Origin of the sequence: Pseudomonas sp. NPDC089743 (assembly GCF_044748785.1) — a bacterium.
GTDB classification, from domain to species: Bacteria; Pseudomonadota; Gammaproteobacteria; order Pseudomonadales; family Pseudomonadaceae; genus Aquipseudomonas; species Aquipseudomonas putida_X.
The window spans coordinates 223,317-237,748 of sequence record NZ_JBIVGS010000007.1 but is presented as its reverse complement, the minus strand read 5'-3'; the positions used below and the strand labels follow the sequence as shown (position 1 = coordinate 237,748).

At 59.8% G+C, this 14,432-nt stretch carries 16 protein-coding genes; 9 read left to right on the top strand and 7 right to left on the bottom strand.

The features are described from left to right. The first annotated feature begins 1 nt into the window (after position 1). The gene (gene nth / locus ACIPZC_RS15300; RefSeq protein WP_400627812.1) at positions 2 to 640 is read left to right on the top strand and encodes an endonuclease III; all 639 of its coding nucleotides are present in this window, start codon (positions 2 to 4) and stop codon (positions 638 to 640) included. 104 nt (positions 641 to 744) lie between these two features. Next, positions 745 to 921, top strand: coding sequence for a PA3496 family putative envelope integrity protein (locus ACIPZC_RS15295; RefSeq protein ID WP_241804878.1), 177 nt, complete (start codon positions 745 to 747; stop codon positions 919 to 921). Between the two features lie 46 nt (positions 922 to 967). On the opposite strand, the gene ACIPZC_RS15290 is transcribed toward ACIPZC_RS15295, so the two are convergent. Then, positions 968 to 1,594, bottom strand: a complete 627-nt coding sequence (locus ACIPZC_RS15290; protein WP_241804877.1) for a response regulator transcription factor — start codon at positions 1,592 to 1,594, stop codon at positions 968 to 970. A 364-nt stretch (positions 1,595 to 1,958) separates the two neighbouring features. On the opposite strand from ACIPZC_RS15290, the gene ACIPZC_RS15285 reads away from it, so the two are divergent. Next, positions 1,959 to 2,465, top strand: coding sequence for a hypothetical protein (locus ACIPZC_RS15285; RefSeq protein WP_400627809.1), 507 nt, complete (start codon positions 1,959 to 1,961; stop codon positions 2,463 to 2,465). A 164-nt stretch (positions 2,466 to 2,629) separates the two neighbouring features. On the opposite strand, the gene ACIPZC_RS15280 is transcribed toward ACIPZC_RS15285, so the two are convergent. Together ACIPZC_RS15280 and ACIPZC_RS15275 are read right to left on the bottom strand one after the other, a co-directional pair. Then, positions 2,630 to 3,847 carry an argininosuccinate synthase gene (locus ACIPZC_RS15280; RefSeq protein ID WP_241804875.1) on the bottom strand — a complete coding sequence of 406 codons (1,218 nt, stop codon included), beginning with the start codon at positions 3,845 to 3,847 and terminating at the stop codon, positions 2,630 to 2,632. A gap of 127 nt (positions 3,848 to 3,974) precedes the next feature. Further along, entirely contained in the window at positions 3,975 to 4,949 is a 975-nt protein-coding gene (locus ACIPZC_RS15275; protein ID WP_400627807.1) for an OmpA family protein, read from the bottom strand. Positions 4,950 to 5,079: 130 nt separating this feature from the next. Between ACIPZC_RS15275 and pyrC the strand changes: the two genes are divergently transcribed. Together pyrC and rnt are read left to right on the top strand one after the other, a co-directional pair. Beyond that, on the top strand, positions 5,080 to 6,126 hold the full coding sequence (gene pyrC / locus ACIPZC_RS15270) for a dihydroorotase (protein WP_267821412.1): 1,047 nt from the start codon (positions 5,080 to 5,082) through the stop codon (positions 6,124 to 6,126). A 59-nt stretch (positions 6,127 to 6,185) separates the two neighbouring features. Beyond that, a complete protein-coding gene (rnt, locus tag ACIPZC_RS15265) occupies positions 6,186 to 6,797 on the top strand; it encodes a ribonuclease T (RefSeq protein WP_372490474.1) in 612 nt (203 codons plus the stop codon). A 190-nt stretch (positions 6,798 to 6,987) separates the two neighbouring features. Here rnt and ACIPZC_RS15260 read toward each other — a convergent pair whose 3' ends face one another. Continuing rightward, complete coding sequence (locus tag ACIPZC_RS15260; RefSeq protein ID WP_012273884.1) at positions 6,988 to 7,590, bottom strand: peroxiredoxin; 603 nt, start codon at positions 7,588 to 7,590, stop codon at positions 6,988 to 6,990. A gap of 213 nt (positions 7,591 to 7,803) precedes the next feature. On the opposite strand from ACIPZC_RS15260, the gene ACIPZC_RS15255 reads away from it, so the two are divergent. Together ACIPZC_RS15255 and bfr are read left to right on the top strand one after the other, a co-directional pair. Next, the gene (locus ACIPZC_RS15255) at positions 7,804 to 8,025 is read left to right on the top strand and encodes a bacterioferritin-associated ferredoxin (RefSeq protein WP_039601808.1); all 222 of its coding nucleotides are present in this window, start codon (positions 7,804 to 7,806) and stop codon (positions 8,023 to 8,025) included. A gap of 199 nt (positions 8,026 to 8,224) precedes the next feature. Next, complete coding sequence (gene bfr / locus ACIPZC_RS15250; RefSeq protein WP_241804871.1) at positions 8,225 to 8,698, top strand: bacterioferritin; 474 nt, start codon at positions 8,225 to 8,227, stop codon at positions 8,696 to 8,698. 57 nt (positions 8,699 to 8,755) lie between these two features. On the opposite strand, the gene grxD is transcribed toward bfr, so the two are convergent. Both grxD and ACIPZC_RS15240 read right to left on the bottom strand, forming a co-directional pair. Then, positions 8,756 to 9,091: a Grx4 family monothiol glutaredoxin gene (gene grxD / locus ACIPZC_RS15245; RefSeq protein WP_241804870.1), complete on the bottom strand. Its 336-nt coding sequence runs from the start codon at positions 9,089 to 9,091 to the stop codon at positions 8,756 to 8,758. A 91-nt stretch (positions 9,092 to 9,182) separates the two neighbouring features. After that, positions 9,183 to 11,291 (bottom strand): molybdopterin oxidoreductase family protein, encoded by a 2,109-nt coding sequence (locus tag ACIPZC_RS15240; RefSeq protein WP_400627803.1) that lies wholly within the window; start codon positions 11,289 to 11,291, stop codon positions 9,183 to 9,185. Positions 11,292 to 11,653: 362 nt separating this feature from the next. Between ACIPZC_RS15240 and argF the strand changes: the two genes are divergently transcribed. Next, entirely contained in the window at positions 11,654 to 12,574 is a 921-nt protein-coding gene (gene argF / locus ACIPZC_RS15235) for an ornithine carbamoyltransferase (RefSeq protein WP_046787764.1), read from the top strand. Then, positions 12,571 to 13,680 carry an ABC transporter ATP-binding protein gene (locus ACIPZC_RS15230; RefSeq protein WP_400627800.1) on the top strand — a complete coding sequence of 370 codons (1,110 nt, stop codon included), beginning with the start codon at positions 12,571 to 12,573 and terminating at the stop codon, positions 13,678 to 13,680. Before argF ends, ACIPZC_RS15230 begins: the two co-directional genes overlap by 4 nt. A gap of 45 nt (positions 13,681 to 13,725) precedes the next feature. Here the strand turns inward: ACIPZC_RS15230 and ybaK are convergent, their stop codons facing one another. Further along, complete coding sequence (gene ybaK / locus ACIPZC_RS15225) at positions 13,726 to 14,196, bottom strand: Cys-tRNA(Pro) deacylase (protein ID WP_241804867.1); 471 nt, start codon at positions 14,194 to 14,196, stop codon at positions 13,726 to 13,728. Positions 14,197 to 14,432: the final 236 nt, after the last annotated feature.

The window sequence follows — 14,432 nt, the reverse complement described above, 5'->3', positions numbered from 1 at the left end:
CATGAATGCCGCAAAACGCCTGGAGATCTTTCGCAGGCTGCACGAAGACAATCCCGACCCCAAGACAGAGCTGGCTTACACCACGCCTTTCGAACTACTCGTGGCCGTGACACTGTCGGCACAGTCCACCGATGTCGGGGTCAACAAGGCCACCGCCCGCCTGTTCCCGGTCGCCAATACGCCCCACGCCATCTACGCACTCGGGGTCGAAGGCCTGAGCGAGTACATCAAGACCATCGGGCTGTATAACAGCAAGGCCAGGAATGTGATCGAAGCCTGTCGCTTGCTGATCGAACGGCATGGGGGCGAAGTTCCGCAAAACCGGGAGGCGCTGGAGGCGCTACCCGGTGTTGGCCGCAAGACCGCCAACGTGGTGCTCAATACCGCCTTCCGCCAGCCCACCATGGCGGTCGACACGCATATTTTCAGGGTCAGCAACCGCACCGGTATCGCACCGGGCAAGACCGTACTGGACGTCGAGAAAAAACTGCTCAAGTTCGTGCCCAAGGATTACCTGCTCGATGCCCATCACTGGCTCATCTTGCATGGGCGCTACGTGTGCCAGGCGCGCAAGCCACGCTGCGGCAGTTGCCGGATCGAGGACCTGTGCGAGTTCAAGCAGAAGACGTCTGACGATTGATTCGATAGCGAATTCACGCACGTCCCGATTGAAAAAATCTTTTTTACCAAACTTCGCTTTCTCGCTATAAGGACGGCCAATGGCCCCTTGGCTTGGAGCGACTCATGAGTAACGATAAAGACGAACTGTCGATCGAAGAAGACTTTGCCACCGCAGAAGACGACGCCGAACCCCTGGTTGAAACCGCAAAGACCAACCTGAGCAAGCGGCGTACTATCGACAACCTTCTGGAAGAGCGGCGCCTGCAACGGCAACTCGCCGATTTCGACTACGACCTGTAACCACGGGCGAGAAAGCCTCCTTCAAGGAGGCTGCCTGTACCCAGGGTCACGTCAGGCCATGGCGCCGGGCCAATTCGATCAAGTCCACCAGCGAGTGAGCATTGAGCTTGAGCAGCAGACGGGTCTTGTAGGTACTGACCGTCTTGTTGCTGAGGAACATGCTGTCGGCTATCTCCTTGTTGGACCTGCCCCGCGCCAGTTGCTGCAGCACCATCATCTCCCGCGCCGACAGGCGATCGACCATCTCCGTCTCGCTGCCCCCCCCAACCCGGCCGCGCGACTTGTGCAATGCCTGGTTGGGAAAATAGCTGTAACCAGACAGCACAGCCTTGATCGCACTGAGCAGTTCGGTGAGTTCCTGTTGCTTGCACACGTAGCCTGAAGCCCCCGCCTGCATACAACGCATCGAGAAATGCCCGGGGGCCTGCGAGGTAAGCACCAGCACCCGGCTGCCCGGGCTTGCCGAAGCCATGCGGGCGATGACTTCCAGCCCATCGAGCTTGGGAATGCCGATATCCAGTACCACGATATCGGGCAGGTACTCCCGGGTTAGCTGCAAAGCTGCCACGCCGTTGTCGGTTTCCGCGACCACATCGTATCCATGCCGCTCCATCAGCATTCGCACTGCCAAGCGTATGACAGGATGATCATCCACGATAAGGACTTTATTCATGCGATATCCATTCATTCATTATTTGCTTTGACTACACACCACCATAACCGAGCAGCACGCATTATGGCGCGCCTATTTCCTTCGCAAACACATGAATAGATGAGCCTTACGTCGGTTTAGGAATTTTCCTACAACGCACAACTAATCATCCAATATAAATACCTGTCTAGACGCAAAAGCGCATGACCACTCTGTTAAAACAGAAGTAAAGCCTGCATTACCCAACAATCAAACCCGCCGCAAAACAAAAACCGTTTCAGATATTTCGAAACACCGGGATCCATTTCACTTTCCGGAAACGGTGCATAATTTGGTTGAGCGGCTCGGTAAGGTATTGATTGAAAAAACGCAGGAGGCCACTATCATGGCTGAAAACCAACCCACCGCCCCCATGACGATCATCGCCATCTTTGCAGGCATCATCGAGGCCTCTGCACTGGCGACACTTCCGTTTCTCAGCGAAAAAAGTCAAAGCCTCTATACTTGGTTTCTAGTGGGCTTTCCGTTCTTTCTGACCGGGCTGTTTTTCCTGACGCTGAACTTCAACTATAAATCACTGTACAAACCCGAAAGCACTTCCGCTGACGAGGCAACCAGTGCGCCGCAGCCAACGACGACTGTTTTACCTGTTATCCCCTCCTCGGCCAGTTCCGTGCAGAACGCTCGACAACCCTCACTCGAAGCGGAGCCTGTAACTGTCATGCTGTCAGGCCCTGATGCGCAAAGAATGATCGAGCAACATGTGCTGAGGACGCTTGCACAACCTCACGTTAATTCAGGCACCTGGGTTTACTGCAACCTGGATAAGCAACAATGTTTTCGCGTGTCGGTCTGTGAGTTGCCGGACAACGCGGCACACCTGAAGAATTGATCGGCCCACGGCCTTGCACGCCAGGTAAAACCTATTCGTGCATACAAAAACCCCGGCCGAGCCAGATGCCTGGCAGTTGAGCGAGAGGGGGCTGCTTTGCAGCCCGATGACGCTAACTGACTGGCATTAGCCCGAAACCGGGGTTCATGCAACAACAATGAGGCTTAGAGCAACGCGCGGCCCTTGTTGGCAGCGATACGCATGCGCAGTGCATTGAGCTTGATGAAGCCCGCAGCATCAGCCTGGTTGTACGCGCCACCATCTTCTTCGAAGGTCGCGATGTTGGCATCGAACAGCGAGTCGTCCGACTTGCGGCCGACCACGGTGACATTGCCTTTGTACAGCTTCAGGCGCACGACACCGTTCACGTTGACCTGCGAAGCGTCGATCATCTGCTGAAGCATCAGACGCTCCGGGCTCCACCAGTAGCCGGTGTAGATCAGGCTGGCGTACTTGGGCATCAGCTCGTCTTTCAGGTGTGCGACTTCGCGGTCGAGGGTGATCGACTCGATGGCACGGTGAGCCTTGAGCATGATGGTGCCGCCCGGGGTCTCGTAGCAGCCGCGCGACTTCATGCCCACGTAACGGTTTTCGACGATGTCCAGACGGCCGATACCGTTGGCACCGCCAATGCGGTTCAGGTCGGCCAGGACGGTGGCCGGGGTCTTCTCGACGCCATCGATGGCGACGATGTCACCATTGCGGTAGGTCAGTTCGAGGTAGGTCGCCTGGTCCGGCGCGTTCTCTGGCGAGACGCTCCAGCGCCACATGTCTTCTTCGTGCTCGGTCCAGGTATCTTCCAGCACACCGCCTTCGTAGGAGATATGCAGCAGGTTGGCATCCATCGAGTACGGGGACTTCTTCTTGCCGTGGCGCTCGATCGGGATGCCGTGCTTCTCGGCGTAGTCCATCAGCTTCTCGCGCGACAGCAGGTCCCACTCGCGCCATGGGGCGATGACCTTGACGCCCGGCTTGAGTGCATAGGCACCCAGCTCGAAACGCACCTGGTCGTTACCTTTGCCGGTAGCGCCGTGGGAAATGGCATCAGCGCCGGTTTCGTTGGCGATTTCGATCAGGCGCTTGGCGATCAGCGGACGGGCGATGGAAGTACCCAGCAGGTACTCGCCTTCGTAGACGGTGTTGGCGCGGAACATCGGGAAGACGAAGTCGCGCACGAATTCTTCGCGCAGGTCGTCGATATAGATCTCTTTGACGCCCATTGCCTGAGCTTTGGCGCGAGCCGGCTCGACTTCTTCGCCCTGACCCAGGTCAGCGGTGAACGTCACCACTTCGCAGTCGTAGGTATCCTGCAGCCACTTGAGAATCACCGAAGTATCAAGGCCGCCGGAATACGCCAGTACGACCTTTTTTACGTCCGCCATGCCATCACTCCACGGGGTTGTACGGAAAGGGGTCGATTCTACCGGCGTTGCGGATAAATTTACAGTGGCGCGACAGCTTCTGACGACAAAGCGACAGGAACTGTCGACGGGGCGACGCCCTGCAGCGTCAGGACGGTTTCGCGGCGGGCGGGGCAGCAGTAGCGCTGGCCGGGGCTGGCGCAGGCGCGGTCGCGGGTGCGGTTGCCGGGGCCGGTTGCTGGGCAGGTTGGGCGGCCGGCTTTTCGACCGGTGCGACACGATCCAGCTCGATATTGACGCGCCGGTTGCGTGCGCGGTTTGCGGCGCTGTTGTTCTTCACCAGGGGATAACGTTCGCCATGGAAGCGCACGGTAATCTGCTCCTCCGGCACCCCATGGGCTTTGAAGTAATCAGCGACCGCCAGCGCACGGCGCCGCGAGGTATCACGGTTGGTCAAGCGATTGCCGCTGTTGTCCGAGTGGCCATTGAGCTCGATATGGTTGACCGTCGGATCGGCCTTCAAATACTCCAGGACCACATCCAGTCGCGCGCGCGCCGCCGCATCCAGGTCGATGCCCCCCCCAGGGAACCCCACCTGCGTCTGGCGGACCTGGTCATAGTTCATTGCCAGCATCTTGCCGGCGCAGGCCTGGTAATCACTCCAGGCTTTGGCAAAACTGACCGGCAGTACACGCACTTCGATCGGCCGCCCCGCCTCCCCGGCGTAGCTTCGCACCACCGTGCTGCGGCCATCGAGCAGCCCGTTGATCAAGCGGCTGGCCTGGCCTTGGGATGAACTGAACAGCACGCCAGTACGCGCCAGCCGCACCGCCCCCAGGTTGATATCGCCACGGCCCGGCTGCCAGGGGGCCGCAGCCGCCAGCAGCGTAGCGGAACCTGCGCCCAGCACAGTACTGCCGGAGCGCAGCTGGAACACTGGCTGCTCACCGGCCCGGCGCACGAACTCACCACTGCCGAAACCATCGATCGGCTGAATCAGGCGGCACTCGAACTGATCACCCTCGACTTTCCAGGCGATGTTTTCCATGCGGGTCTGGAAGGTCAATGCGCCGGCCGGCAGGCTGGCGAACAGGGTCAACAGGGCTAGGTAACGCTGGCGCACGGGAGGCTCCACTAATTCTGACGGCTTACAGGCAGGCTATCGGACGCTCGCCGGAAAACTTGATAGCCGTGCTCGGGCGAGGGTTTTCCGGTAGCATTGGGGCCTGAGTTCGACCCGCCTGGAATCCCCAATGTCCGATCGCCTGACCCTCCTGCGTCCCGACGACTGGCACATCCATCTGCGCGATGGTGCCGTCCTGCCCCATACCGTTGGCGATGTGGCGCGTACTTTCGCCCGTGCCATCATCATGCCCAACCTGGTTCCACCGGTACGCAATGCCGACGAAGCCGGGGCCTACCGTGAGCGCATCCTCAATGCCCGCCCGGCCGGTAGCCGCTTCGAGCCGTTGATGGTGCTGTACCTCACCGACCGCACCAGCCCCGAGGACATCCGCGCGGCCAAGGCCAGCGGCATCGTGTACGCCGCCAAGCTGTACCCGGCCGGCGCCACCACCAACTCCGATTCCGGCGTGACCAGCATCGACAATATCTTCCCGGCCATCGAAGCGCTGGCTGAAGTCGGCATGCCGTTGCTGGTGCATGGTGAAGTGACCCGCAGCGAGATCGACGTGTTCGACCGCGAAAAACGCTTCATCGACGAACACATGCGTCGCCTGGTCGAGCGCTTCCCCACGCTGAAAGTGGTGTTCGAGCACATCACCACCGCCGATGCAGCGCAATTCGTCACCGAGGCGCCTGCCAACGTCGGGGCGACCATCACCGCACAGCATCTGTTGTACAACCGCAACCACATGCTGGTCGGCGGCATTCGACCGCACTTCTACTGCCTGCCGATCCTCAAGCGCAACACCCATCAGGTGGCGCTGCTGGACGCGGCTACCAGTGGCAACCCGAAGTTCTTCCTCGGCACTGACTCGGCACCCCACGCCCGCCACGCCAAGGAAGCTGCCTGTGGTTGTGCCGGTTGCTACACCGCCTATGCCGCCATCGAGATGTACGCCGAAGCTTTCGAACAGCGTCATGCGCTGGACAAGCTGGAAGGTTTCGCCAGCCTGCATGGCCCGGCCTTCTATGGCCTGCCAGCGAATACCGACACCATTACCCTGGTCCGTGAAGAATGGACGGCCCCGGACAGCCTGCCGTTTGGCGATCAGACGGTGATCCCGCTGCGCGCCGGTGAAAAACTGCGTTGGCGCCTGCTGGAGGACAACGCGTGAGCGAAGACCTCTACGAAGACGACCAGGACGGGCAAGCCGGCAGCGGCTCGCGCCACCCGATGGCCGAGCGCTTCCGCGGCTATCTGCCAGTAGTGGTGGATGTGGAGACCGGCGGTTTCAACAGCGCCACCGATGCCCTGCTGGAAATCGCGGCGGTAACCATCGGTATGGACGAGAAAGGTTTCCTGTTCCCGGAGCACACCTACTTCTACCGTGTGGAGCCGTTCGAGGGGGCCAATATCGAGGCTGCCGCGCTGGAGTTCACCGGTATCAAGCTGGACCACCCGCTGCGCATGGCGGTGAGCGAAGACAGCGCGCTGACCGACATCTTTCGCGGCGTGCGCAAGGCATTGAAGGCCAATGGCTGCAAGCGGGCGATCCTGGTCGGCCACAACAGCAGCTTCGACCTGGGTTTCCTCAATGCCGCGGTAGCGCGCAACGATCTGAAGCGCAACCCGTTCCACCCGTTCTCCAGCTTCGACACCGCCACCCTGGCTGGCCTGGCGTACGGCCAGACCGTGCTGGCAAGGGCCTGCCAGAGCGCTGACATCGACTTCGACGGCCGTGAGGCGCACTCGGCACGTTACGACACCGAGAAGACCGCCGAACTCTTCTGCGGCATCGTCAACCGCTGGAAAGAGATGGGCGGCTGGCGCGATTTCAACGATTGAGGTGCAGTTGCAAGCTGTAAGCTACAAGCTACAAGCTACAAGCTACAAGCTACAAGCTACAAGCTACAAGCTACAAGAAAAAGCCAAAGCAGTACGCGGATCGCTCTGGCTTTTGCTTGAAGCTTGAAGCTTGAAGCTTGCAGCTAAAAAAAACCGGCCACGAAGGCCGGTTTTTTTTGGCGCTCAGCAATTACAGCTTGCCAGCGTTCTCGCTCAGGTATGCAGCAACGCCTTCTGGCGAAGCGTTCATGCCCTTGTCGCCTTTTTTCCAGTTGGCCGGGCAGACTTCGCCGTGCTCTTCGTGGAATTGCAGGGCATCGACCAGACGCAGCAGCTCGTCCATGTTACGGCCCAGTGGCAGGTCATTGATGATCTGCGAACGGACAACACCGTTGGTATCGATCAGGAAAGCGCCACGGAAAGCCACGCCGCCTTCGGACTCAACGTCGTAGGCCTTGCAGATTTCGTGGGTCATGTCGGCTGCCAGGGTGTACTTGACCTGGCCGATACCGCCATTGTTGACCGGGGTGTTACGCCAGGCATTGTGGGTGAAGTGCGAATCGATCGAAACGCCGATCACTTCAACGTTGCGGGCCTGGAAGTCCGGAATGCGGTTGTCCAGGGCAATCAGCTCGGACGGGCATACGAAGGTGAAGTCCAGTGGGTAGAAGAACACCAGGCCGTACTTGCCCTTGATGGCCGAGGCCAGGTTGAAGCTGTCGACGATTTCGCCATTGCCCAGTACAGCCGGGACGGTGAAGTCGGGGGCTTTTTTGCCAACGAGTACGCTCATTGTAATCTCCAGATGAGGGTGAAGAACCGTTTGCCAGGCCAAGGCGGGCTTGCCCGACATCCAACAAAGGCCGACCATCATACACGGCTTCCGCTGACAGGCCGAATCCAACCGCCGGTCGCTCAAGCACGGCACTTACAGAAAGTGTTTTGACAAGCATTCTCATTACCATTACTCTCCACCCATCGACTCAACCAGCGATGGTCCGACTTTATGTATGTGTGTCTTTGTGTCGGCGTGACCGACGGACAGATCCGCGATGCGATCTATGAAGGATGCTGCAGCTACAAGGACGTCAGAGCCGCGACCAATGTCGCCAGCCAATGTGGCAAATGCGCCTGCCTGGCCAAGCAGGTCGTCCGCGAGACCCTGACCGAGCTTCAGGTGAGCCAGCAAGCCGCCCTGCCCTATCCGGTGGAATTTACCGCCGCCTGATATCGCCCAATTCGAAGAACCGGACCTCGTGTCCGGTTTTTTTATGCCTAAAATTCAATAAGTTAGCGCCCCAACGCGGTTCACAAACATTCTTATTCCTATTAATTTTCACTTATTATTCAAGAACTTAGGTTTGACAGCCCTAAGTATCAGGCTCAAACTTCGCTGTATTGGCACACTTCTAGGGCAGGAACCCGCAATGAAAGGCGACGTAAGCGTCATCCAGCATCTCAACAAGATCCTCGGAAACGAGCTGGTCGCGATCAACCAGTACTTCCTGCACGCACGCATGTACGAAGATTGGGGCCTGAACAAGCTCGGCAAGCATGAGTACAAAGAATCCATCGATGAGATGAAACACGCTGACAAGTTGATCAAGCGTATTCTCTTCCTCGAAGGCATCCCTAACGTGCAGGACCTGGGCAAGCTGCTGATCGGCGAGCACACCAAGGAAATGCTCGAGTGCGACCTGAAGATCGAGCAGAAAGGCCTGATCGATCTCAAAGCCGCCATCGCCCACTGCGAAACCGTCGGTGACTTCGGCTCGCGTGAACTGCTTGAAGACATCCTCGAGTCCGAGGAAGAACACATTGACTGGCTGGAAACTCAATTGAGCCTGATCGACAAGATCACCCTCGAGAACTACCTGCAGTCGCAGATGGGCGAAGAATAAATTCCAGCCCCATAAAAAAACCCGCCATGAGCGGGTTTTTTCATGCTTGCCGGAAGATCAGGCTTCAGAAGCCTTGGCCTTGGCAGCGGCGTCCTTGATCAGTGCTTGAAGCTCACCGTTCTCGAACATCTCCAACATGATGTCGCTGCCGCCGACCAGCTCGCCAGCTACCCACAGTTGCGGGAAGGTCGGCCAGTTGGCGTACTTGGGCAGATTGGCGCGGATTTCCGGGTTCTGCAGGATATCCACGTAAGCAAACTTTTCGCCACAACCCATCACAGCTTGCGATGCCTTGGCCGAGAACCCGCACTGCGGGGCATTCGGCGAGCCCTTCATGTAAAGCAGAATGGTGTTGTTGGCAATCTGCTCTTTGATCGTTTCGATGATATCCATGGAACACCTCGTCTGAACTTTCCGACTCGATGGTCGGCACGGTGACGCATTGTATCGGAAACCTGAGCCTTGTGCTCGGCCTTGCCGGTGCTCAGGCGGCACTCACTTGCACGGGTACGCCATTGAGCGCCGCATTTCCGGACACAGCATCACGCAGGCGCTCATCGGTCAGGTCATTGGCACTGATGCCGGGTTGCGCCTGGGCGATCTGCAGATTGACGCCCTGGCGGCCATGACCGAAGCCATGGGGCAGGCTGACCACGCCAGGCATGATGTCCTCACAGGCCTGCACCTCGACTTCCAGGTCACCGGTGCGCGAGCGGATACGCACCCGCTGGCCATCCTCCAACTGCCGCTGACGCATGTCCTGGGGATGCATCAACAACTGATGGCGTGGCTTACCTTTGACCAGGCGATGGTAGTTGTGCATCCATGAGTTGTTGCTGCGTACATGACGACGGCCAATAAGCAGCAAATCACCCGCGGCCGTCGGCACGCATTCAGCCAACCGGCGCAAGTCATCCAGCACAACCTGGGGCGCCGCTTCCACGGCTTTGCTGGCCGTTGCCAGACGCCCTCGCAGGTTAGCGCCCAGGGGGCCCAGATCAAGGCCATGGGGGTATTGATCAAGCGTTTCGACGGAAAGCTTGCGGGGACTTTCGTCGCCATAGCGGCCCTTGCGCAACGCCAGGTCGATCATCTGCGCAGGTGCGAGGGTCGGTTTCAGCTCCTGGTCTGCACGCTTGGCAAAGGCTTGCGCCAGGCCTACGAATATTTCCCAGTCGTGCAACGCGCCTGCAGGCTTGGCCAGTATGGCCCGGTTGAAGCGGGTGACATTGCGCACAGCCAACAGGTTGAAGGTGCTGTCGTAATGGTCGTTTTCCAGTGCCGAGGTAGACGGCAGGATCAGGTCAGCGTGGCGGGTCGTCTCGTTGATGTACAGGTCGATGCTGAGCATGAACTCCAGCCCCTGCAGCGCCACGTCCAACTGCCTGCCATTGGGTGTGGACAGCACCGGGTTACCGGCCACGGTGACCAGGGCCCGCACCTGCCCCTCGCCCGGCGTGAGCATTTCCTCGGCCAAGGCCGCCACGGGCAGTTCACCACCGTACTCGGGCAACCCCGATACGCGGCTCTGCCAGGCATTGAAATGCCCGCCCGAGGTACTGGCCACCAGGTCCACGGCAGGCTCGGTGCACAGTGCACCACCTTGACGATCCAAGTTGCCGGTTACCAGATTGATCACTTGCACCAGCCAATGGCACAGGGTGCCGAACGCCTGTGTCGACACACCCATGCGGCCATAGCAGACCGCCTTGTCCGCAGCGGCGAAATCCCGCGCCAGCTGGCGAATGCTGGCAGCGTCGATGCCGCACTGGGCGCTCATGGCCTCGGCGGTGAACGGCTGGATCGCCGTGCGCACCTGCTCCAGGCCGTTGACTGGCAGATGCGAACCTCTCGCCAGGCCTTCGTCGAAGAGGGTGTTGAGCAAAGCGCAGAGCAACGCCGCATCGCCGCCGGGGCGCACGAACAGGTGCTGGCTTGCGATGGCCGCAGTTTCACTGCGCCGCGGGTCCACCACCACCAGTTGCCCGCCTCTGGCTTTCAAGGCCTTGAGGCGCTTCTCCACATCCGGCACGGTCATGATGCTGCCATTGGAGGCCAACGGGTTGCCACCGAGGATCAGCATGAAATCGGTGTGATCGATGTCCGGGACCGGCAACAGCAGGCCGTGGCCGTACATCAGGTAACTGGTCAGGTGCTGCGGTAACTGGTCCACCGAAGTTGCGGAGAAACGGTTGCGTGTCTTGAGTAGCCCCAGAAAGTAGTTGCTGTGGGTCATCAAGCCATAGTTGTGCACGCTCGGGTTGCCTTGGTAAACCGCCACGGCGTTGCGCCCATGCGCCTGCTGTATCGACCACAGCTTGTCGGCGGCCAGGGCAAACGCCTCCTCCCAGCTGATGGCCTGCCACTGGCCCCCAACCCGTCGATGCGGTTGGCGCAGGCGGTCCGGGTCATCCTGGATATCCTGCAGCGCCACGGCCTTTGGGCAGATGTGGCCACGGCTGAACGGGTCCTGGGGATCGCCCTTGATCGCGCTGATGCGCGCGCTCCCGTCGTTTTCGTGGCTCACCTCGATGTTCAGCCCGCAGATCGCCTCACACAGGTGGCAGGCACGGTGGTGCAGGGTCTTGGTCATGGCGGCCTCTGCCTCGCAATTATCGAACCTCGACTATGGGCCCCCGCCCCGCACCCTGCCAGCGCGCTTCGCTGTGTGAATCTCCCGACATCAGGCGCACGATTTGCGACAGCCATTTGCCAAATTGCCAGCAAGCCGTGTAAAACCTGTGTAGCAAATAAAAAACAGCGCAGGCTCAAGGGGTAATGACACCCTTTGCAACAGAGCCGCTGTTACCCCTCTTGGTTTCAGGCGACATTTAATTATAGTATTGCGCCTTTCCCGATTTCGTCCGCCCCGTGCGGCTTACGCCGCAGGTCACTCCCGTTGTCAAAAAAACCATACGGTCGACCTGCATACCGTTGCAGATAAGGTAGTCAATCATGAGCGCTAGGCACTTTCTCTCCCTGCTGGATTTCACCACCGACGAATTGCTCGGTGTGATCCGCCGAGGCATCGAGCTGAAGGACCTGCGCAAGCGCGGCGTGCTGTTCGAACCGCTGAAAAATCGTGTGCTGGGCATGATCTTCGAGAAATCCTCCACCCGGACCCGGGTGTCGTTCGAAGCCGGCATGATCCAGCTCGGCGGCCAGGCCATCTTCCTGTCGCCACGCGACACCCAGCTGGGCCGGGGCGAGCCGATCAGCGACAGCGCCATCGTGCTGTCGAGCATGGTCGATGCGGTGATGATCCGCACCCACGCGCACAGCACCCTCACCGAATTCGCCGCCAATTCGCGTGTACCGCTGATCAATGGCCTGTCCGATGAGTCGCACCCGTGCCAATTGCTGGCCGACATGCAGACGTTCCACGAGCACCGTGGCGCCATCCAAGGCAAGACCGTGGCCTGGATCGGCGATGGTTTCAATATGTGCAACTCGTACATCGAGGCCGCCCGGCAGTTCGATTTCCAGTTGCGTATCGCCTGCCCGGAGGGTTATGACCCGGACCCACGCTTCATGGCACTGGGCGCAGATCGCGTGCAGATCATCCGAGATCCGCGTGAAGCCGTACGTGGCGCGCATCTGGTGACCACCGATGTCTGGACTTCCATGGGCCAAGAAGAGGAAACTGCACGGCGTCTGGCGCATTTCGCGCCTTACCAGGTCACCCGCGAACTGCTTGACCTGGCGGCACCCGATGCCCTGTTCATGCACTGCCTACCCGCCCATCGCGGCGAGGAAATCAGCCATGACCTGCTCGACGACCCCCGTTCGGTCGCGTGGGACCAGGCTGAAAACCGCCTGCATGCACAGAAGGCCCTTCTCGAATTCCTTGTCGAACCGGCTTACCACCACGCATGAGTCAAACCCTACTGCTCAACCTGCGCAACCTCGCCTGCGGCTACGGCGACCAGCGCATCGTCCAGAACCTCAACCTGCACCTGAACGCAGGCGACATTGGTTGCCTGCTGGGTTCGTCGGGGTGCGGCAAGACCACCACCTTGCGCGCCATCGCCGGCTTCGAGCCGGTCCACGAAGGTGAGATCCAGCTCGCGGGCGAAGTGATTTCCCGCGCCGGTTTCACCCTGTCCCCGGAGAAGCGCCGCATAGGCATGGTGTTCCAGGACTATGCGCTGTTCCCCCACCTGACCGTGGCGCAAAACATTGCCTTCGGCATCGCCAAGCACCCCGCCCAGGGGCAGGTGGTCGAGGAAATGCTCGACCTGGTCAAGCTCGGTGGGCTCGGCGGGCGGTATCCACACGAGCTCTCTGGTGGCCAGCAACAGCGCGTGGCCCTGGCCCGCGCGCTGGCCCCCGAGCCGCAATTGCTGCTGCTCGATGAGCCGTTCTCCAACCTGGACGTCGAGTTGCGCCGGCGCCTGAGCCACGAGGTCCGTGACATCCTCAAAAGCCGCGGTACCAGCGCGATTCTGGTGACCCATGACCAGGAAGAAGCCTTCGCGGTCAGCGACCATGTGGGTGTGTTCAAGGAAGGCCGGCTGGAGCAGTGGGACACGCCCTACAACCTCTACCATGAGCCGCAGACGCCATTCGTCGCCAGCTTCATCGGCCAGGGTTATTTCATACGTGGCCAGATGAGCAGCCATGAGGCAGTCAACACCGAGCTCGGTGAGCTGCGGGGTAACCGCGCCTACATCATGGCGCCCGGCAGCTCGGTAGACGTGCTGCTGCGCCCTGACGATATCGTCCCGGACGCGAACAGCGCTCTGCGCGCGAGCATCGTGGGCAAGAGCTTCCTGGGTGCATCGACGCTGTACCGGCTGCAGTTGCCGACAGGCAGCCAGCTGGAAGCGATCTTCCCCAGCCATGTCGATCACCAGGTAGGCGAGCAGGTCGGCATTAGCGTGAAAGCTGACCACTTGGTGCTGTTCCCGGTCCCTGGCAGTGTCGCGGCGCAGTTGCCACGGCAGGAGAACGGGGTGCGTCGCTACAGCTCAGCGACCTGATTCGGCGATTCGGCCAAGGGGCTGCCAGGCGGCCCCTTGCGCTGGTCAACCCCGGCCGATACTGGCGAAGGTGCCCTGGGTGTGCTCGGCCAGTACAGCGGCAGCCAGTTCGACTTCCAATCCCCGCCGCCCCGCACTGACATGGATAGTTGCAAAACGCTGCGCCGATTCGTCGATGAAGGTGCGCAGACGCTTTTTCTGCCCCAGCGGGCTGATTCCACCCACCAGGTAGCCGGTGGCACGCTGAGCTGCCATGGGGTCAGCCATCTCGCATTTTTTTACGCCGGCGGCGTGAGCTAGCGCCTTGAGGTCCAGCGTTCCCACAACAGGCACTACAGCAACCAGCAACTCACCCTTCTCACTGCTGGCCAACAAGGTCTTGAACACCTGCTGCGGTTCCAGCCCCAGTTTTTCAGCCGCCTCCAGCCCATAAGACGCCGACTTGGGATCGTGTTCGTAACTGTGCACGCGATGTGGCGCGCGCGTTTTTTTCAGAAGATCGAGGGCCGGGGTCATGCAGTGCTCCGCTCCGAGACAATTCGGCGGCTACTTTAGGGCAAATCCTACACTCCAGCCAGTTAGCAACTGACACGCCGCTCTAGCTTGTGATTCAGGACCGCATTCAACGCTCAGATCGTGACTGATCGTTCACTTTCGACCTTTGACATAAGCGTTTCTTGTCTATATTTTTTCGTTTCTGAATAAATGGTGCACTTTTTAAGTGCATTCCTACCTGTGCCCGGGGTCAATGG

Excerpts from the sequence above, each read along its gene's own strand:
- nth (WP_400627812.1), top strand. The coding sequence starts at position 2 with ATGAATGCCGCAAAACGCCTGGAGATCTTTCGCAGGCTGCACGAAGAC.
- ACIPZC_RS15295 (WP_241804878.1), top strand. The coding sequence starts at position 745 with ATGAGTAACGATAAAGACGAACTGTCGATCGAAGAAGACTTTGCCACC.
- ACIPZC_RS15290 (WP_241804877.1), bottom strand. The coding sequence starts at position 1,594 with ATGAATAAAGTCCTTATCGTGGATGATCATCCTGTCATACGCTTGGCA.
- ACIPZC_RS15285 (WP_400627809.1), top strand. The coding sequence starts at position 1,959 with ATGGCTGAAAACCAACCCACCGCCCCCATGACGATCATCGCCATCTTT.
- ACIPZC_RS15280 (WP_241804875.1), bottom strand. The coding sequence starts at position 3,847 with ATGGCGGACGTAAAAAAGGTCGTACTGGCGTATTCCGGCGGCCTTGAT.
- pyrC (WP_267821412.1), top strand. The coding sequence starts at position 5,080 with ATGTCCGATCGCCTGACCCTCCTGCGTCCCGACGACTGGCACATCCAT.
- rnt (WP_372490474.1), top strand. The coding sequence starts at position 6,186 with ATGGCCGAGCGCTTCCGCGGCTATCTGCCAGTAGTGGTGGATGTGGAG.
- ACIPZC_RS15260 (WP_012273884.1), bottom strand. The coding sequence starts at position 7,590 with ATGAGCGTACTCGTTGGCAAAAAAGCCCCCGACTTCACCGTCCCGGCT.
- ACIPZC_RS15255 (WP_039601808.1), top strand. The coding sequence starts at position 7,804 with ATGTATGTGTGTCTTTGTGTCGGCGTGACCGACGGACAGATCCGCGAT.
- bfr (WP_241804871.1), top strand. The coding sequence starts at position 8,225 with ATGAAAGGCGACGTAAGCGTCATCCAGCATCTCAACAAGATCCTCGGA.
- grxD (WP_241804870.1), bottom strand. The coding sequence starts at position 9,091 with ATGGATATCATCGAAACGATCAAAGAGCAGATTGCCAACAACACCATT.
- ACIPZC_RS15240 (WP_400627803.1), bottom strand. The coding sequence starts at position 11,291 with ATGACCAAGACCCTGCACCACCGTGCCTGCCACCTGTGTGAGGCGATC.
- argF (WP_046787764.1), top strand. The coding sequence starts at position 11,654 with ATGAGCGCTAGGCACTTTCTCTCCCTGCTGGATTTCACCACCGACGAA.
- ACIPZC_RS15230 (WP_400627800.1), top strand. The coding sequence starts at position 12,571 with ATGAGTCAAACCCTACTGCTCAACCTGCGCAACCTCGCCTGCGGCTAC.
- ybaK (WP_241804867.1), bottom strand. The coding sequence starts at position 14,196 with ATGACCCCGGCCCTCGATCTTCTGAAAAAAACGCGCGCGCCACATCGC.